General features: G+C 38.1%; 15 protein-coding genes and 2 pseudogenes. 11 read left to right on the top strand and 6 right to left on the bottom strand.

Annotation, left to right across the window (positions count from 1 at the left end):
* Window positions 1-24 precede the first annotated feature (24 nt).
* From KFE17_10775 to KFE17_10765, 3 genes are all read left to right on the top strand, one after another.
* Complete coding sequence (locus KFE17_10775) at window positions 25-699, top strand: ABC transporter ATP-binding protein (GenBank protein QUO31356.1); 675 nt, start codon at window positions 25-27, stop codon at window positions 697-699.
* The gene (locus KFE17_10770; GenBank protein ID QUO31355.1) at window positions 696-3110 is read left to right on the top strand and encodes an ABC transporter permease; all 2415 of its coding nucleotides are present in this window, start codon (window positions 696-698) and stop codon (window positions 3108-3110) included. The genes KFE17_10775 and KFE17_10770 overlap by 4 nt, the downstream gene beginning before the upstream one ends.
* Before the next feature lie 151 nt (window positions 3111-3261).
* Window positions 3262-3462, top strand: a complete 201-nt coding sequence (locus KFE17_10765) for a hypothetical protein (GenBank protein ID QUO31354.1) — start codon at window positions 3262-3264, stop codon at window positions 3460-3462.
* Between the two features lie 180 nt (window positions 3463-3642).
* Here the strand turns inward: KFE17_10765 and KFE17_10760 are convergent, their stop codons facing one another.
* The gene (locus tag KFE17_10760; protein ID QUO31353.1) at window positions 3643-4410 is read right to left on the bottom strand and encodes a helix-turn-helix transcriptional regulator; all 768 of its coding nucleotides are present in this window, start codon (window positions 4408-4410) and stop codon (window positions 3643-3645) included.
* A gap of 307 nt (window positions 4411-4717) precedes the next feature.
* On the opposite strand from KFE17_10760, the pseudogene KFE17_10755 reads away from it, so the two are divergent.
* Window positions 4718-4867 (top strand): annotated as a pseudogene (locus KFE17_10755) (ATP-binding cassette domain-containing protein).
* A gap of 325 nt (window positions 4868-5192) precedes the next feature.
* Here the strand turns inward: KFE17_10755 and KFE17_10750 are convergent.
* Window positions 5193-6782, bottom strand: coding sequence for a potassium/proton antiporter (locus tag KFE17_10750; GenBank protein QUO31352.1), 1590 nt, complete (start codon window positions 6780-6782; stop codon window positions 5193-5195).
* Between the two features lie 214 nt (window positions 6783-6996).
* On the opposite strand from KFE17_10750, the gene KFE17_10745 reads away from it, so the two are divergent.
* Window positions 6997-7740 (top strand): EFR1 family ferrodoxin, encoded by a 744-nt coding sequence (locus KFE17_10745; protein ID QUO31351.1) that lies wholly within the window; start codon window positions 6997-6999, stop codon window positions 7738-7740.
* Window positions 7741-7931: 191 nt separating this feature from the next.
* On the opposite strand, the gene KFE17_10740 is transcribed toward KFE17_10745, so the two are convergent.
* Window positions 7932-8276 (bottom strand): helix-turn-helix transcriptional regulator, encoded by a 345-nt coding sequence (locus KFE17_10740; protein QUO31350.1) that lies wholly within the window; start codon window positions 8274-8276, stop codon window positions 7932-7934.
* 122 nt (window positions 8277-8398) lie between these two features.
* On the opposite strand from KFE17_10740, the gene KFE17_10735 reads away from it, so the two are divergent.
* Together KFE17_10735 and KFE17_10730 are read left to right on the top strand one after the other, a co-directional pair.
* A complete protein-coding gene (locus KFE17_10735; GenBank protein ID QUO31349.1) occupies window positions 8399-8962 on the top strand; it encodes a flavin reductase in 564 nt (187 codons plus the stop codon).
* A gap of 95 nt (window positions 8963-9057) precedes the next feature.
* Window positions 9058-10182, top strand: coding sequence for a metallophosphoesterase (locus KFE17_10730; GenBank protein ID QUO31348.1), 1125 nt, complete (start codon window positions 9058-9060; stop codon window positions 10180-10182).
* 109 nt (window positions 10183-10291) lie between these two features.
* On the opposite strand, the gene KFE17_10725 is transcribed toward KFE17_10730, so the two are convergent.
* Window positions 10292-11185 carry a dihydrofolate reductase gene (locus tag KFE17_10725; protein ID QUO31347.1) on the bottom strand — a complete coding sequence of 298 codons (894 nt, stop codon included), beginning with the start codon at window positions 11183-11185 and terminating at the stop codon, window positions 10292-10294.
* Window positions 11186-11206: 21 nt separating this feature from the next.
* Window positions 11207-11776 (bottom strand): uracil-DNA glycosylase, encoded by a 570-nt coding sequence (locus KFE17_10720; GenBank protein QUO31346.1) that lies wholly within the window; start codon window positions 11774-11776, stop codon window positions 11207-11209.
* Window positions 11777-12012: 236 nt separating this feature from the next.
* On the opposite strand from KFE17_10720, the gene KFE17_10715 reads away from it, so the two are divergent.
* The 4 genes and pseudogenes from KFE17_10715 (at window position 12013) to KFE17_10700 (ending at window position 16631) form a co-directional block, all read left to right on the top strand.
* Window positions 12013-12606, top strand: a complete 594-nt coding sequence (locus tag KFE17_10715; protein QUO31345.1) for a DUF308 domain-containing protein — start codon at window positions 12013-12015, stop codon at window positions 12604-12606.
* A 15-nt stretch (window positions 12607-12621) separates the two neighbouring features.
* Window positions 12622-13962 (top strand): annotated as a pseudogene (locus KFE17_10710) (radical SAM protein).
* A 145-nt stretch (window positions 13963-14107) separates the two neighbouring features.
* A complete protein-coding gene (locus KFE17_10705) occupies window positions 14108-15715 on the top strand; it encodes an amidohydrolase (GenBank protein QUO31344.1) in 1608 nt (535 codons plus the stop codon).
* Window positions 15708-16631: an EamA family transporter gene (locus KFE17_10700; protein ID QUO31343.1), complete on the top strand. Its 924-nt coding sequence runs from the start codon at window positions 15708-15710 to the stop codon at window positions 16629-16631. The genes KFE17_10705 and KFE17_10700 overlap by 8 nt, the downstream gene beginning before the upstream one ends.
* Here the strand turns inward: KFE17_10700 and KFE17_10695 are convergent.
* Complete coding sequence (locus KFE17_10695) at window positions 16583-19111, bottom strand: glycoside hydrolase N-terminal domain-containing protein (protein ID QUO31342.1); 2529 nt, start codon at window positions 19109-19111, stop codon at window positions 16583-16585. The genes KFE17_10700 and KFE17_10695 overlap by 49 nt on opposite strands.
* Between the last annotated feature and the right edge of the window lie 68 nt (window positions 19112-19179).

Raw genomic sequence — 19179 nt, 5'->3', positions numbered from 1 at the left:
AACAGTAAAGAGGAGGTAATCAATATGGATACAATTTTAAGGACAGAAAACCTGTGTAAATATTATGGTGAAGGAGATAACCAGGTAAAGGCAGTTCAGAATACGGAAATAGAAATTAAAAGAGGCGAATTTGTTGCAATCATAGGAAAGTCAGGCTCCGGTAAGAGTACGCTGTTACATCTTTTAGGAGGTCTTGATTATCCTACATGCGGCAAAGTATTCATAAAGGGGCAAGATATTTTCAAGATGTCTGAAGATGAACTGGCAGTGTTTAGAAGACAGAAGATTGGTTTTGTTTTTCAGGCATTTAATCTGGTATCATCTATTAATGTGTATGAAAATGTGGTTTTGCCGCTTGGATTAGATGGAAAAGAACCAAATGAAAAGTATGTCAATGATATTTTAAAAACTTTGGGAATAGAAGAAAAGGTAAATAATCTTCCATCCACCTTATCAGGAGGACAGCAGCAAAGAGTTGCCATTGCAAGAGCTCTGGCTTCAAAGCCTGATATTGTGTTAGCTGATGAGCCGACGGGAAATCTGGATACTAAGACAGGAGAAGAAGTTATTTCGATGCTGAAGTTGTCTGCGGAAAAATATGGTCAGACGCTTGTGATTATTACGCATAATGAAGAAATTGCCCAGCTGGCAGACAGAATCCTTGTCATTGAGGACGGAAAGGTGGCTGAGCTAAAATGAAGATTTTGGGAAAGATAGCGATAAGCAATAACAAAGAAAATAAGACAAGAAGCCTTCTTATCATGGCGGCAATTGCACTTACAACGATGCTGATTACTGCTATAGGAACATTTGGCTATGGCGGTATAAAAGGCAATATTGAAAATGCAGAAAATCTATATGGAAACTATATTGGTGCATTTGCCGGCATGAATAATGATCAGATCAATGAAATGGGAAAAAGAGGGGAGTTTGATGAAATTGGTCTGATGGCATCTATCGGTGAATCTGACACAAAAGGACATTCTAAGTTAGTATGGGCAGATGAAAATGCGCTGCTTATGACAAACGCATACACGATGATTAGAGATGGAAAGATGCCGGAAGATGAAAATGAAATTGCAGCGTCAAAAGTATTTTTTGAACAACTGGGATATAACAATATAGAAGTTGGAGATAAAGTAACTGTTCCTGTAAGGCGAAATGGAACGGAAGCTTTTCAAAATCATGAATTTGTAATTTCCGGCATAATGAAAGATGGCGTCGGGAACGAAAGTCAGCAATCATCGACAGTTCTTGTTTCAAAGAAATGTTATGATAGTAGAGTTTCTGACGGAGAAGAAAGATATACAGCATATTTCACTTTTAATGAAAGCATAAAAGGCGATTATGATGAGATAAAGGCACTGATTAAAGATCTTGCAGATAAGCTTGGGGTAGATGAAAAAGCAATATCAGAGAATGGAAATCTCATTGTAACAAAATATTCACCAACTGCAGAAGTTTTGATTCCATGTGTTTTTATCTGTCTGATTGTAGTCATTTTTGCAGCAGTTGTTATTTACAACATATTCCAAATCGGAATTGCACGAAAAATACAGGAGTATGGAAAAATCAAAGCAATTGGTGCAACAAAGAAGCAGATGAAAAAAATAATTGTAACAGAAGGAATGCTTCTTTCAATATTTGCAATACCAATTGGTCTTGTAGTTGGGTATTTTGCAACATCACTTTTATTTAACACTGCAATGGATTTTGCCAGAGATAGTAATGAATATTTGGCGATTAAAGATGTTTCTTTATTTTCTCTGCCTGTTATTATAATTTCAGCGCTGATATCACTTATTACCGTAAGACTTGCGTTAATCAGAGCGGTCAAAACGGTTACAACAATTACGCCTGTCAGTGCGTTTTCATACGAAGAGTCTACAGTAAGCAAAAAAGGTTACAGAAAAGGTCATAAGGCATTAAGTATAATGGGACTGATTAAATCAGATCTTGCTACTAATAAAAAGAGAAATGTTATAACCATATTTGTTATGGGACTTTCATGTATCTTGTTTGTTATAATATCAAGTCTTACAAGCAGTATTGATCCGGGATATGATGCCAGAAACAATGTGGAGTATGGCGATTATCAGATAGAGCTAAACTATGATAATTCAGATCAGGTTTACACAGAAAACAATCTTGATGAGATTATAAAGCGCAATCCGATTACAGATAAAGTAATAGAAGCGTTTGAAGCAATCGACGGTGTAGAAAAAACACAGACAAGAAGATATCTTACTTTTACTGAAAATGGAGTAAAACGAGATGTTGCAATATTCGATCGAGAAAGCTTTGAAAATGAACTTGAAAAATCAGGAGTAGTCGGAGATTTTACTTATGATTCCGTCAGCAAAGCCAATGGATATGTATATACATTTTCTCATTTTATGAAAGAATCAGGACAAAAAATCGGAGATAAACTTGATGTAACATTAAATAGTGATGAATCAAGTGCTAAGTATAGTGGAGAAGCTATGGGTTCTTTCGGAAGTGTATCGGCAGATTATGTTATAACAGAAGATACTGCTAAAAAGCTTGGATTATACGATAAGAGCTATGCATATCTTTGGATTTGGTGTGATGATGACGCGAAAACAGCTGTTGAGGGTAAAATAGAGCAGCTTTATGAAAATGATGAACATGTTTACTGGGAGAGTTATGATGAAGTATACGAGCTTGCCGAAAAACAGACGCTTCTTGTTAAGGTGATGGCATACACGTTTCTTGGATTGATTGGAACAATATGTTTCCTTAATATGGCAAATACGATGATTATGAATGTAATCACACGAAAAAAAGAGTTCGGTATACTTCAGGCGGTTGGAATGAGTAACAGGCAGCTAGGGAAAATGCTTCAGCTTGAGGGTATCTTCTTCACCGTAGGTTCAATTTTAATCTCTTTGATTATAGGACTTCCGGCAGGATATGGGGCATTTTTATACTCAAAGGAAGAAGGATTCTTTGGGATCAGCACATATCACTTCCCGATAACTGAAGTTTTGATTATGATTTTAGTACTATTAATTATGCAGATGATATTGTCCTTTATATTAAGTAAAAATGTGAAGAAGGAATCAATTATTGACAGAATAAGATATTAAACAGTTGACAGCGCCTATTCGCTCTCCTAAGCGTGGGGACGGAAGTTCCAATCCTCTTGGCGATGAACCTTGCGGAATGATTAGCAGAAATTGCAAAAAGGATGAGAAAAATAAATCAGGATTTTATTAGAGCTTTTGAAGAGGTATAATTATGTTAGGAAAACCGAAATATAAAAGAAATGACAAAGTAAGTTTTGAAATCAATGGTATTGTTAAGCAAGGGTATGTATATGTTGTAGATGCCTATGGAACTTTTTTTCAGAAGGACGAACCATCCTATGATGTAATGGTGGAGGAAGACAATTGTTTATATAAGCATATTCCAGAGCCACAGGTTCAGGATAATGTTTAACGCATGTGAAGAAATTATAACGATTGGGCTGAGGCATCTCAGCTAGAAAAAAGAAAACAAATGTAATTCAGCAATTAGTCAGAACATGCACAATATGAAAGATATAGCAAACAAAAAGCCCAGTAAAGAGTGCAAAGTATCGCCAATGGCGGAAGGCTCTTGACAGGGCTTTTATGCGCCTTATTCGTAAAGCTTTGAATACATTTCATTTAGTTTTTTTACACCATTTGCTATCTCATCTTTCAATTGGTCATATATTTCATAATCAACTGTATCCATTTTTTCTTTATGCTTGATCTGACCATTTTTATCAAGGCTATATTCTCTGATCTGTGGAGAAGTATCATTTATCGTGTGATTTCCTTTGGAAAGATAAAGTGTTATAAAATCATTTGTTTTCCGAATGGTAACATCTAAATTGTCTTTCAAACCAGGATTCTTTTCAAGAAGTGTGGCTATTATAAATTTTTCGCTATCACTCATTTTTTGATTCAATTCCCATATATCCGGCCGGTCAAATATATAGACTTCATATTTAAAATCAGAATCTGTTAAGTAATAGTTATTTCCTTCCTTTTCAAATCCCATTTCTTCTAACGTATCTTCATATGTCCGGATGAGATGATTCTGTCGTCCTTTTTGAATTCCGATATAGGATGAAATTAAAAGGACTATCGCTAATACAATGGTTGTTCCAATTTTAAATATTTTTAGATGCCGCACTTTTTTATCAATTTCTTGTACTAGAGAAAAATTATCCTTGAGCATAGAATCTAGTGAAATTCCTGATTCGTTACTAATCTGGACTAATGTTTGCAAATCCGGATAATTTTTTTCTTTTTCCCAATTTGAAATAGTTTGCCTCGTCACATGATAATGTTGTGCAAACTCTTCTTGAGACATTTTTTTCGCTTCTCGTAATTTTAAAATCGTTTCTCCTATCTTCATTATATCGACCTCCTTTTGTTAATTCTATTTTACTGTTTCATGTTATAAAGTCTAGCAAACTTTATTTACAACCGCCTTTTTTAGATGCAAATTATTTTTACGTCGTACCAGATTATAGAATTACATAATTATAATAAGGTTTTACTTAGAAAGAGAATGAACTATAATATAGATAATATCAATAAATAAAAGGTTTACTTGCCTTTTTCTATAACACAGCAGAAATTTTTAGCACTATAATAGGTCATAGTATTTGAAATGAAAGGAAGTAAACATAATGAATGTAATCGGGTACATACAACAAGGAGATTTTTCTGGTGGTCAAAGACAGAGAATTGGAATTGCGAGAGCATTGGCGCTAGAACCAGAGTTTCTTTTGTGTGATGAACCAATTTCGGCACTAGATGTTTCTATACAGGTGCAGATTATGAATTTGCTGATAAGACTGCAAAAGGAGAATTGTTCGAAGGCTGCGCTTTTGCTCTAAGATGTCCTTATGTGAAGAAAGAATGTCAAGAGCAAAAGCCAAAACTTCAGGAAGTAGGATGTGGACATTGGTCTGCATGTCATCGAATAAAGAGCGTTCTTTAAAAGTTTTGTCCGTTTTTTATTATTATTTTTTGACACCATACAAATGATTTTTTCCATTTTTGCTAGTATATAATAGGATGAATATTCGTTGCTCACATTGCACCACGAAATAAGTAGTATAAAAATAAGGAACTGTGCACAAGCTGATTTAAAATTAGAGCACAGTTCCTTATTAAATTTTTTAAAGAATTTTAAAATCTGGCTGAAACAATAATATCATTCAAAAGTAATTTCGTATCGCCGTTAGGAATAATTGTCTGATCTTCTCGCTTAATCATTATGATAAGAAAATGTTTATCTTTTGGAATATCTTTAATCAGTTTTCCATTCCACTTATGACTTTTTGAAATAATAGATTCCTGTAAGGTCAGATTGCTTCTGTCCGTGAATTCCGGTGCAGCAAATACAACTAGATCACCGGCGCGCAGTAAGGTGTTTCCGGAGGGAAGAATGGTTGTTTGTTCTCTTAATAGTAGTACTGCCAACAGTTCTCTGGGAAGTGAAAGGTCTTTTATTGTTTTTCCGGAAAAAGGATGCGTATCTGTAACATGAATTTTGATAAAATTCACATCAGAGTCTTCCTGGTAATCATTAAAAGTTTTAAAAATATTTGTATTTGAATCAATCATATTTAACTTTTTTGCAACAAAAGGAAGGAGCGTGCCTTGGAATGACAAGGATAAAAGTACAATTACAAACACAAGATTAAATATGTTGAAAGGAAGAGGAATATCTGCCAATACAATGTAGATTGCAAATACAATGGAAGCAACTCCTCGGAGTCCGGCGAAAGATACGATGCCAATTTGTGCTAAAGATGATTTAAAAGGTGTAAGAATCATAAAAACAGAAAATGGTCTTCCGATAAATGTGAGAAAAAGTGTTATGGAAAACGCCGGAAAAAATACTAGAGGGAGTTGTGATGGAGTTACAAGAAGCCCTAGTAAAAAGAAGATTATCATTTGTGCAATTTCTGTTAAAACATCAAAAAAGTGAACGAGAGATCTTTTCTCTGGAAGATAATGATTGCCCAGTATAATACCGGAAAAATAAACACTTAAATATCCGTTTCCACCAAGAATTGTAGGCAGAGCGTAAGAAATAAGTGCAATTGAAAATAGAAAAATAGTCCGTCCAGCAGAAGAAAAAGCGGCATATTTGGCCAGTATGAAGGATGCTGTCCAACCAAGGAAAAGGCCGCCGATAATTCCAATAGAAATCTGTAGAAACAGAGTTGAGGGGATGGATATATTTTTCCCTGTCATAATGGCACACAAGAGAATTGTCAGCATATAGGAGACAGGGTCATTAGATCCTGACTCTAATTCAAGCAATGAGTCCGTATGATATTTTAGTGCAAGATTTTCAGAGCGCAGTACATTGAATACAGATGCCGCATCTGTGGAAGAAATCACAGCTCCGATTAAAAAACTTTCAATCCAATGTACACCGAATAGGAAATGAACAAATAGGCCGACTAATCCGGCTGTCATAAGTACGCCAAGCGAAGAAAGAAGAAAAGCGCGAGAGGCTACGGGCTTTGCAGCGTGCAGATTTGTTCCAAAACCGCCATAAAACATGATGAAAACAAGGCAGGAAGAACAAATATATTCGGATAGCTCATAATTATCAAAAGGAATCCGTATAATTCCGTCAATTCCAAAGAGCATGCCAAGAATAAGAAAAATAATTAGGGAAGGAACTGGTATTTTTTCAGAAAAGCGTTTCATAAAGAGACAAACGGCGATTACGATACCAGTAAATAGTAAATAGTGAGTCATAGAAATCTCCTTAAATATAGTAATAGCATTCTAAAATGAAAGAATAGATTTATGATAACATAGTGCTGCAAAACATTCAATCATTGTAAAAAATGACAAAAAAGTTATATAATATATAAATAACTTTGGAGCAGAACAATTTGAAAAGGATTGTATAGGTTATTGTGAATGAGTAATGTATAAAGCCCAATTTTTTGAGAGGTGGATTGAGATTATGATTTTATTTTTTACAGGAACTGGAAACAGTCGATATATTGCGGAAAAAATTGCGAAAAAAACTTGTGATGACATGATATGTATCAATGATCGAATAAAACAAAATGATGCCAGTTCCATTAGGGGTTCAGGAGATTTGATTATAGTGACACCTACCTATGCCTGGAGAATACCTAATTTGGTTAAAGAATGGCTTTTGCAAACGTCATTTATCGATGTAGAACGCGTATGGTTTGTAATGAATTGTGGAGATTCTATTGGAAAAGCAGGTCGATACAACAGGGAACTGTGCATGAAAAAAGATTGGAAGTATATGGGGACAGTGCAGATTATTATGCCTGAGAATTACATTGCCATGTTTCCGGTGCCGGATGAAAAAGAGGCAGAAAAGATCATAGCAGCGGCAGATGTTACAATCGAAGAAGCAATTAGCTGTATCCAGTTGGCGAAGATGTTTCCAGAGCGAAAGAATCATTTATGGGACGGGCTTTTAAGCGGATTAGTGAATCAATTATTTTATCCATTATTTGTAAAAGCCACACCGTTTTATGCGAAGGATTCCTGTATCGGATGCGGAAAATGTGCGTCCTTATGTCCGTTAAACAATATTCGGCTGGAAAAAGGTAAGCCTGTTTGGGGAAACGAATGTACACACTGTATGGCGTGTATTTGTTGCTGTCCAGAGGAGGCAATTGAATATGGGAAGAAGAGTGAAGGAAAAGTACGCTATCATTGCAAGTAAAGATGCTATAAAAGTCAATATATTCTTATAGAAAGAGCAAAAAGGAGAAAACGAAGATGGTAAAACCAATTATGAAAGATATAATACTGATTTAAGTAACATAGAAAATATAGGAGTGATGGATAATGGCATCTCGGATTACTAAGTGATAGAGATGCAATCGTACAGAAAAAAATTGGAGAATGCACAAGCTATCTATCGTTAATTAGTCTGTTTTCTTCTCCCCATACGCAAAGTTTATCCAGTACCTGCACGAGAGATTTGCCTCTTTCTGTAAGAGAATATTCAACTTTAGGAGGTATCTGAGGATATTCTTTGCGTATAATTAAATTATCTGCTTCCAACTCTTTTAGATTTACACTTAATGTCTTATCCGAAACAGTTTTCAAATAGCGTTTCAGCTCATTAAATCTTACTACTTCAAATTCCATTAAGCAGTACAGGATTACCGGTTTATGTTTTCCTGAAATGAGAGACAGGGTATAGTAAAATCCTGTTTCTTTAAAATTTGCATGTTCAATATAGTTTTTTATCATAACGCTTTCCTCCAAGATAGTATCTTACTTAAATATCAGTACTTGCTCTTTCTATGTTGTTGCTTATAATTATATTTAACGGAACTAAGTTGTCAATATTTTAGTAGAAAAGAGGTCTTGTTATGCGAAAAAAATTAGATATCACTGAGGGTATTTTCCCAATGCCGGTATTGATGGTTGCTACTTATAATGAAGATGGAAACGTAAATGTTATGAATGCCGCATGGGGAATGATGCAGGAGCGGGGAACGGTAGCGCTTAACTTAACTGAAACTCATAAGACAGTAAAAAACATTAAAAAAAGAGGCGCATTTACTGTAAGCATTGCGGATGCTGAGCATGTAGTTGAGGCAGACTATTTTGGTGTTGCATCTGGCAACAAAATTATGAACAAACTAGAGAAAGCAGGGCTTACTGCTAGCAAAGCAGAAACAGTAGACGCTCCGGTTATCAATGAGTTCCCACTTTGCCTGGAATGTGAATATATCGAATATCAGAATAATGAGTATGGCTGTGGTGTTATCGGAAAAGTGGTAAATGTTACTGCGGATGAAAGCGTTATGCCTAATGGGAAGCTTGATATGTCCTTAGTAAATGCGATTGCCTTTGATCCATATACGCACGGATATTATAAAGTAACTGAGCGTGTAGGCGAAGCCTTCAAAGATGGAATGAAGCTGAATTAGAAATAATATTGCATTTACCTTTTTTATAAAATCGCATATAATAAATCCTATGGAAGAAAATAAACAATTTTACTAAAAAGGAAGTGTGCGAGCAAATGAAATATTTTGGGAAATTTATTCGCGGAAAAATGTTTGAATATCTTTTTGGCATATTTTCTGTACTGTCGATTTTTTATGTATCAGATCGTATGGGAAAAATGCTAAAGAGCGTTTTTGCTTATGATTTTACTTTGGAAATTTTTCTTGTTTTGGCAGTACTTTTAGGATATATGTTTTTATATCTGAAGTGTGGAAAAGAGAAAAAAGTTACAAGAAATTTCTATGAAATATGCAGCATAATTGTTTGTTTTTTATTATATCTTGTATTAGCTCTGTGGGTTTATGATATTGCAGATGTGTTGTTCCGGATTCCGGAGGATAAATGGTATATAATTCCGATGATAAGTTCGATGATTCTTACTTGCTACGGATTTGTACATGCAAAAAAAATATATTTAAAAGAATACAAGCTTTCAATCGAGCACTGTACAGAAAAGGAAACGATAGTTCTTTTAAGTGATATTCATGTTGGAACCTTTGTGAATTTGAAGCAATTAGAGAAAATGGTATCTATGGTAAATCGTATACACGCAGATAAGATTATAATTGCAGGAGATATGTTTGATGTAGAAGCTTTTGAGTATTGTGATAAAGCTAAAATAGCGGAAGTTCTTAGAAAACTGAGACCGAAAGGAAAAATTTATGCTGTATTGGGAAATCATGATCCAGGTTCATGTTCTGCAGTAATGCAAAATTTTTATCAAAAGGCGGAGATTGATTTATTGATAGACGAAGTTGAAACGGCAGATTCCTGTATTATTATTGGAAGAGATGACGTGACAACAAATCCGGACAGAAAATCATTAAAAGATATTATTTCAGGAGTAGAAAAAGAGGAATTTGACAAGAAAAAACTGAAAATTGTTATTGATCATAATCCACTGGGAATAAAAGAAGCAGTAGAAAACCATATGGATTTGGTTTTATGTGGTCATACCCATAAAGGACAGTTTTTTCCGGCAAATATATTTACCAGACTTGCATATGGAAAACAAGGATATTATGGATATTTTAAAGAGAATGATACACAAAGTATAGTCTCTTCTGGAGTGGGATTTTTTCAAATGCCTATGCGGATTGGAAGTAATAGTGAAATTGTGATTCTTAATATAAACAAATAGTAGATAAGAATTGTTGTTGAAATATAAAAAATAGAGCTCGTATCAGAATTTATAATTTTTGATATGAGCTCTATTGAATTTGTTGCCACATTATGTAATGAAATTAATCTTAATCCTCTTTTAAAAACGCATCCATATTTTGAATTGTTTTCTCTGTTAATCGCTCAATTGCCTGATAAGATCCGCCAGAATATCCGCCGAAACAGCTTACATGTTCATAGTCTCTCAGACTTTGATCGCCTAATGCCATATTGCTGTCGCAATAATAATAATTGTCTCCATGAGATAACCATTGTTTTAGTGCATTCAGATCACTGGCTGGTGTGAGACCGGTATTAAAAAGAATTTTATGGTTTCCCAGTTTTTCAAATTCAGGTTCATTTAAGAGTGTGACAAATTTATTGAGACATGTGCAGATGCAGTAATTCTTTTCTAAAAGAGCGTCTAATGGCATATAAGAAATTCCCATTTCTTCTATCTCCGGCTTTCTGCTTCGACTGTAGTAGGTAAGATCTGCACCAAAAAAATGCAAGGCTTTTGCTACAGTTTTTCCGGTCGCACCCATGCCGATGATTCCAACAGGAAAACCGGTAAGTTCGAAGGAACGTTCATCCCAGCGTTTACCATGAAATCCGTGTAAAAGTGAGGATAATTCTGCCACAACATATTCGCCTACGCCGTTATCGCCATAATCATTTACACCCTTTACAATGATATTATGCTTTCTTGCACAACGGATATCGACACTTGCACTATTCTCATCATACAGACTGCAGCACATTCCGATATAACGCAGCTTCGGACAATGCTCGATGATATTTGCCGTAATCTGGGTTGTAAGATTTACTAAAATTGCATCTGCATCTTTTGCACGCCGGATAACTTCTTCTTCTGTTTCCGGTATATCTTCATAGTGAACATATTCAAGAGCTCGCTTTGCGATTTCTTCATTTGCATGAGGTACAAGGTTTAGCTGTTCAACAGCGACTAATTTTTGAAACATAATAACGCCTCCGTGATGATTTTAATTATTTGGGAAAGAAGTCAATTGTTTCTGCAATTCCCTGATTTTACGAAAGTCTTCCTGGATTAGGGGCAGCTTTGCCGGATCCCGAAGTACAGCGGATGGATGATAAACAGCAGTCAGCCAGGTGTTTTTTCGTTCAAGAAACATACCGTGTTCTTTTGTAATCCGATAATCCGGCCGTATGATTCGCTGTGCTGCAATTCTTCCAAGACATACAATAATCTTTGGGCGAAGAAGTGCAGTTTCATACTTTAGATATGGGATGCAGGCTTCCTGTTCTTCCGGATAAGGATCTCTGTTTCCGGGCGGATGGCATTTCACAATGTTTGTGAGGTAGATTTCTTCGCGTTTCATTCCAATTTCATCTAATAATCGATCAAATAATTCGCCTGATTTTCCGGTAAAGGGAACACCGTCCCGGTCTTCATTGTAGCCTGGGGCTTCTGCAATGAAAAGAATTTCTCCATGCAGGCTGCCTTTTCCCATGACAGAACGGGTACGAGTCTGACAAAGCGGGCATCTGTGACAATGATCCACGAACTCTTTTAATTCTTCATAGGTGTACATTTTGAGTCACTTCCATTTCTCATAGAAAATCCGTATTTTCTTTTATTGTATCAAAAAAAATCTTTCTGTAAAGATAATTTAAGGAGAAGATAAAACTTTTAAAAAACTAAAATTTGCAGACAAAAAACTGAAAATGTATGAAATACAGATGAAATCAGTGTTTTGTCTGTATTTTTTTAATCATTTTTCAGATATGGTGTTGGCATCGGATAAGAGAAGAGAAAGAAGGTGATCAGGTGAAAGTCTTGAAAAAGGTAAAGATCGTATATAGTATTGTATCTTTTATGCTGCTTCTGTATGGAATTTTTTTAATGATATATCCAAAGATTGGAATACAGTGGATATATAAGATTGGAGGAATATTATTTATCAGCATCGGTATCGCTAAAGTAATTGGATATTTTTCAAAAGATTTACTGCAGTTGGCGTTTCAGCATGATCTGGCGATGGGAATTGTATCGATTGTAATAGGGATTTTGATGCTTATGTGGACAAAAGATATGATACGGATTCTCACAATCTGTCTTGGATTATTTATGCTAATGGAAGCATTACTGAAGATTCAGACAGCAATTGATGCACGGCAAATAGGAATGAAGAGTTGGTGGCTTATACTTATCATTGGACTTATAACGGCAGTGATCGGCGGTTTACTGGCAGCAGCGCCGCTGCGTGGGACAAGATTAATTATCAGAGTAATCGGATTAACGATTTTGGCATATGGGGTTATGAATTTGTATGTAGTACAGAATACGGTTAACACATTTCGAAGAGATTATACAATTGAAATTTACGGAAAAGAAAATGAGCAGCACAGAAAAGAAAAATAAGAAGGAGACTTTGGTATGGGATTTACAAATGAGTTGAAAAGAGCAACATTGAAAAAAGCGTTTGATTATTTAGAAAAAGATCCAGAAAAAAATGTTCACAAATTAATGGATTTGGTAGATAAATTTGCGGGGGAGGGACCTAACAGCTTTCCGACGCAAAGAGCCGCATTTCGCAATGTATTAGCAGATCCTGAGAACAATATGTATCAATTAATTATGAGTATATTCAAAGATATTGATAAAGAAGTAATGAAAGCGACGTTGGAAAATTTCTTCTTTAACGCCAATATTGTCGGTTGGCCGAAACAGGAGGAAAGCAGAAAGAAATACGGATGTAATATACCGTGGGCGATTCTTCTTGATTCAACTTCTGCATGCAATCTTCACTGTACGGGATGCTGGGCTGTTGAATATGGAAATAAGCTGAATCTGACGATAGAAGATATTGATTCTGTTATCATGCAGGGAAAAGAGCTTGGCATTTATATGTATATTTACACAGGAGGAGAGCCGCTTGTAAGAAAAAAAGACCTAATTACCTTATGCAGAAAACACCATGACTGTCAGTTTTTGAGTTTTACAAATGCAACATTGATTGATGAGGAATTTGCAAATGAAATGCTTCGGGTTAAGAACTTTATTCCGGCTATCAGTGTTGAGGGATTCGAATCAGCGACGGATGGAAGAAGAGGAAATGGAACTTACCGGAAAGTGGTAAAAGCAATGGAGCTGTTAAAGGAAAAACGTCTTCCATTTGGAATTTCATGCTGTTATACAAGTCAGAATTTAGATTCTATCAGTTCATTCGAATTTGTGGATTAAATGATAAAATGGGGAGCAAAATTTGTATGGTATTTTCACTATATGCCGGTAGGAAACGATGCAGTACCGGAACTTCTGCCGAATCCGGAGCAGAGAGAATTTATGTATCACAGAATTCGTGAGATTAGAAGAACAAAACCGATTTTTGCGATGGATTTTCAGAATGATGGGGAATATGTTGGCGGTTGTATTGCCGGCGGAAGAAGGTATCTTCATATCAATGCCAATGGCGATGTAGACCCTTGTGTATTTGTACATTATTCCGATTCGAATATCCGGGAAAAGTCATTATTAGAATGTCTGCAGTCACCTGTTTTTATGGCGTATCATGATGGACAACCGTTTAATGAAAATCATTTGCGTCCATGTCCGATGTTGGAAAATCCGGAAAAACTAAGGGAAATGATTCATCGTACCGGAGCAGTTTCTACCGACCTTCAGTCGCCGGAAAGTGTAGATCATTTGTGTGATAAATGTGTTGAGTATGCAGACAACTGGGCGCCGACGGCAGAAAGATTGTGGAAATATAATTAGAAAAATTGTCTCTTTGCTTAAACTGATATGCTATAATCAAAATGGAAATAAAAAAGAATAAAAAATATGAATGGATATTAGTCTGTCAGTCGTATTATAAGTGAAGCAGGAAAAATACTACTTCTAACAAAAGAAAGGAGAGTTTATGAAAACTTTTTATATAAATGGAACCATTTTAACAATGGAAGAAAATAATTTGTATGCAGAAGCGGTCTGCACAGAAAATGGTATCATACAGGCGGTGGGAACGAAAGAAGAATTGCTGAAACTTCGGAGTGAAGGGGACCGTATCATTGATCTGGAAGGGAAAACAATGTTACCGGGACTAATTGACGGCCATTCTCATTTTGCCGGAACGGCAAACGCAATGACGCAGTGTGATCTGTCGCTTTGTAATAGTTTTGCAGATATTATCCGAGAGATGAAGAATTTTAAGGAAAAGCGAAAATTATCTGATGATGCGTGGATCGTTGGATGCAATTATGATCATAATTTTCTTGCAGAAGGAAAGCATCCGGATCGGTTTATTTTGGATCAGATCAGTGATACCAATCCGGTGCTGCTGATCCATGCATCTTCTCATATGGGGGTTACAAACAGCAAAGGTCTGGAACTTCAGGAAATCGATGAGACAGCAGAGGACCGGGCAGACGGGCGTTACGGAAGAGTGGAAGGAACAAGCACTCTGAATGGATATATGGAGGAGAAAGTATTTCTGGAATTTCAGTCAAAACTGCCGATGACATCAGTGGAAGAGCTGATGAATCTTTTCCGGGAGGCTCAGAAATTGTATGCCAGCTATGGAATTACAACAGTACAGGATGGAATGGTAGCCCGCCCGCTTTTTCAACTGTTGAAAACTGCATCGGATATGGGGATTCTTAAGCTGGATATCGTCGGTTATGTGGATATTATGACGGCAGCAGAGTTACCGGATGAAATGCCGGAGTACGATAGAAAATATCATAAACATTTGAAACTTGGCGGATATAAGATTTTTCTGGACGGTTCTCCACAGGGAAAAACAGCGTGGATGCTGGAACCGTACGTTGGCGAAGAATCTTACTGTGGTTATCCGATCCACAGTGATGAAGTGCTGGAATCTTACATTCGGACTGCACTTGAGAAAAAGCAGCAGCTTCTGGCACACTGTAACGGAGACGCCGCAGCAGAGCAGTATATTACCGGATTTGAAAAGGTGCTTGCGTCAGAGAAGAGTCAGGATACTTACCGGGCGGTAATGGTACATGCCCAGCTTGTGAGAAGAGAGCAGCTTCAGCGCATGGCGAAACTGGGAATGATGCCGAGTTTCTTTGTGGCACATACTTACTATTGGGGCGATATCCATTTAAAGAACTTTGGGATAGAGCGGGGCAGCAGGATTTCACCGGCAAAGGATGCTGTTGATTGCGGTATGAAATTTACTTTTCATCAGGATAGCCCGGTTGTTCCACCGGATATGATGAGAACGGTTTCCTGTGCAGTGAACCGGATTTCAAGAACCGGACAAGATATCGGGAAAGAACAGAGAATTTCGGTGCTGGAGGCGCTGAAGGCAGTTACAAGTTATGGCGCTTACCAATACCACGAAGAAGATAGAAAGGGAACAATCTCTGTCGGAAAACTTGCTGACTTTGCAGTGCTTGATAAAAATCCTCTGGAAGTAGATCCGGAAATGCTGGCGGAAGTTCAGGTAATGATGACAGTGAAAGAAGATCAGATGATTTATGAAAGAGGTAAATGCCATGAATAATCGCAGTAAAGGAATCACGCTCGCAGTGATTACTGCGGTAATGTGGGGGATTATGGGAGTATTTGTGCGCGATCTGTCACAGTATCATTTTTCAACGATTGAGATCTCTTTCTTTCGGTGCGTTCTTGCAGGGGCAGCGTATTTTTTGTTTTTGCTTGTTACAAAGCCGTCGGCGCTTAAAATTGATGTGAGAGGTCTTGTCATTTGTATTTTATATGGGGCAGTTGCCTATAGTATTAGTTTTGTCAGCTATAGTGTGGCAGTATCCCGAATTCCTGTTGGGGTGGCAACGGTACTGATGTTTATGAGTCCGATATGGGTGGCAATTCTTGGAAGAGTAATGTTTCGGGAGAAACTTGAGAAAAGTAAAATGGTTACGATCGGCATTTGCCTAATCGGGGCAGTGCTTGTAGCGAACCTGATCGGAGCAGGGAATCTGAAGCTGGACGCCATTGGTCTTTTGGCAGGCGTGATCAATGGGATCGGAGTAGCGCTTCAGATTCTGCTTCCAAAGTTTTTTGCGAAAAATTATGAGAGAGACACGCTTCTTGTGTATGGGTTTCTCGGAGGTGCATTTGTACTTGCATTTGGAATGAAACCACAGGCAGCCATTGCACACCTGACACAGACACCGGTGCTAAATCTCATTGTGGATTTGTTTGGCATCGGAATTCTTTGTACGATGGTGGCAAATGTTGCCTGTGTGAAATCAACTCAGTATGTAGAGGCTACCACGACAAGTATTTTGTCCGCACTGGAAGTTGTAGTAGGGACTTTGGTAGGATTTATTGTCTTTCGTGAGTATATGACAGGACTGCAGATATTAGGTGCAGTCATCATTGTCGCGGGAGCCATTGGATCTGAGATCTACCGGCCGAGAAAACGGCAGCAATATGAAATACCGGAGTCACTTTGAAATCCTTCTTTTCCGTTGCCGGCGCTGAAAACAGGAACCGGCTGCTGATCCTGACGGGATACATAGAGAGAATAGCCGTCTGGAACACGAAGCAGCACCGGACCTCCGTTATTAGAGAAGATAGTGGCTTCCTGTAATTGTCCCTCTTCCCAGCACATAGAAATGCGCAGATTACCACGGGCAGCGAGTCCGCTGACCTGACCGCATTTCCATGCATCCGGCAGTGCCGGAAGAAGATCGATACAGTCAAGGTGGCTTTGGAGAAGCATTTCTGCGACTCCCGCAGTTAGGGCAAAGTTGCCGTCAATCTGAAATGGAGGATGCGTATCCCAAAGATTCGTCATAATTCCCGTTTTCAGCAGATCAGTAATAAGTTTGTGGGCGCGGTTTCCGTCATGGAGCCGCGCCCATGTGTTAATGCGCTGTCCCATTCCCCAGCCGGTGCTTTCGTCTGTCCGGCAGTTCATGGAAATTGCTGCGGCCTCCAGAAATTCCGGGGTGTCTAAAGAAATCAGAGTTCCCGGATAAACGCCAAGCAAATGCGAAATATGCCGGTGTTCAAATCCTTGTCCAAGAGTATTTACAAGTGTTTCTTCATACCATTCTTTAATCTGTCCATCAGAACCAATCTCAATCGGACCTTTTAACCGTTTCATATGATCTTCCCAGACGGCTGTAAGTGTATCGTCAGTCTTGAGGATGCGGGCTGCCCGGATTACATTGTGGTAGAGCTGCCAGATCAGTGTATGTTCATAAGTATTTCCGGCAGTGCGAGGCCCATGTTCCGGAGAAAAAGATGGGGCAGAGATCAAGTGTCCGTCAGGATCTTTTACAAGAAGCTGGTCATAGAGAATGGCCTCTTCTTTCATCATTGGATAAATGTATTTTCGAAGATATTCGATATCGTTTGTGTATTCATAATATTCCCAACAATTCTGTAAGAGCCACGGCACAACAGCCGGAGACCAGCCCCAGTCAAAGATCCAGCCGGGACAAGTCCAGCCGTAAGGCGTATTTTGGGTATGAGCCATGAAACCATTTTCCGGGTGTGCTTCTGTACTTGCAATTCCGGAATAAATGGCGGCAGTTACCCTGCCCGGAGCCCGCAGAGAATCGGTGTATCGGATGAGCGGCTTTCCACACTCAGCCAGATTTGTATTATAAACAGGCCAGTAATTCATCTGCAGATTTACATTCAAGTGATAATCCGCATGCCAGATAGAATTATTTGCACCGGCCCAGATTCCCTGTAAGTTAGAAGGCAAGGTTTCACGGTAAGGATCATCAGGAGGCGTTTCTCTTGAGGAGGCAATCGTCAGATAGCGCCCGTATTGGAAAAGGAGTGTTTCCAGATAACGCTGTGCATCGTCAGAAGCCGTATGCTGACGGTAAGTTTCCAGTAATGTATCTGTTGAGAGTTCCCATGCTTTTTCCCCCTGCGCTGTGCATATTTCATTGCAGGATGTGGATTGTTTCTCTAAATTCAGCCGGACTCTGTGGAAAAGATTAGAGTAATCAGTAACATGTCTTAGTTTAAGCTCTTCATAGGAATCATGCTGTACAAAGGCAGCAGCGCGGCTCACATAAGAGAGAATACGCGCTTCAAGCCAGGCAGAAGTTTCTCCCGTACGGTAAACAGGATAGTCGTTCTTATAATCTGTTCCAATAGAAGTAATCAGAAATACAGACTTTGCCCGTTTGACTGATACATATTCCGGCAGTGACAGATATTCTCCTTCCTCGGTCAGGATCTGGGTGTGAGAACAGAATTTTAAGTCATTATCATCTAATGTTCCGTTAATGGAAATACATCCATTTTCTACAGAGGTTTTCCAGTGGCGCTGATAGGCAATCGGAGCAATCGGACAGCAGGAATCACCAGGAGTATTGTCAGGAATTACAGAAACGTTCACATCCAGTCCGTCAGGATGATCGGAGGATAGTTTTGTGACAAGTACGTTATCCGGGTAACTGATAAAGCTTTCTCTTGTATAGTGAACTCCGTCGCAGTCAAAGGATACGCTGCAAAGGGCAGTGTCCAGATCAAGAGATCGTGTATAATTCGTTACATGAGAAGGATCAGGCTGCGAAAAATCCAGATACATATTGGCATAGCTTAGAAAAAAACCATATCCGCAAGCCCCTTCTTCATCAAAAAGCCCAGTGAGTTCATCACAGAGTTTGCGGGCTTTATCAACCTTTCCGGAAAGAAAAAGGTTTTGAATTTCATGGAGTGTTTCGCCATTTCGCCCTTTTTCAGGAAGATTTCCGCCCTGATACTCCGGTCTTCGTCTGGATGGTCCGCCGGACCAGAGAGATTTTTCATTTAGCTGGATTCGTTCGCGCATAATGCCGCCGAAAATACTTGCGCCAATTCCGCCATTGCCAAGAGGAAGAGACCACTTTTCCCATCCTTCATAGCTGTCGGGAGCTTCTGTGTGATAGATTAGTTTTAAAGGTTTGCTATTGTAGTGTTCCATGGCAGTTCCTTTCGCGTAAAATAGATTTTTTTAGTAGTATATCAGATGCGCAGTCATTTTGGCAGTAA

This window comes from Faecalicatena sp. Marseille-Q4148 (genome assembly GCA_018228665.1).
In the GTDB taxonomy this organism is placed as follows: Bacteria; Bacillota; Clostridia; order Lachnospirales; family Lachnospiraceae; genus UBA9414.
The sequence above is the reverse complement of the archived record's forward strand: the minus strand, read 5'-3'. Positions and strand labels throughout refer to the sequence as shown.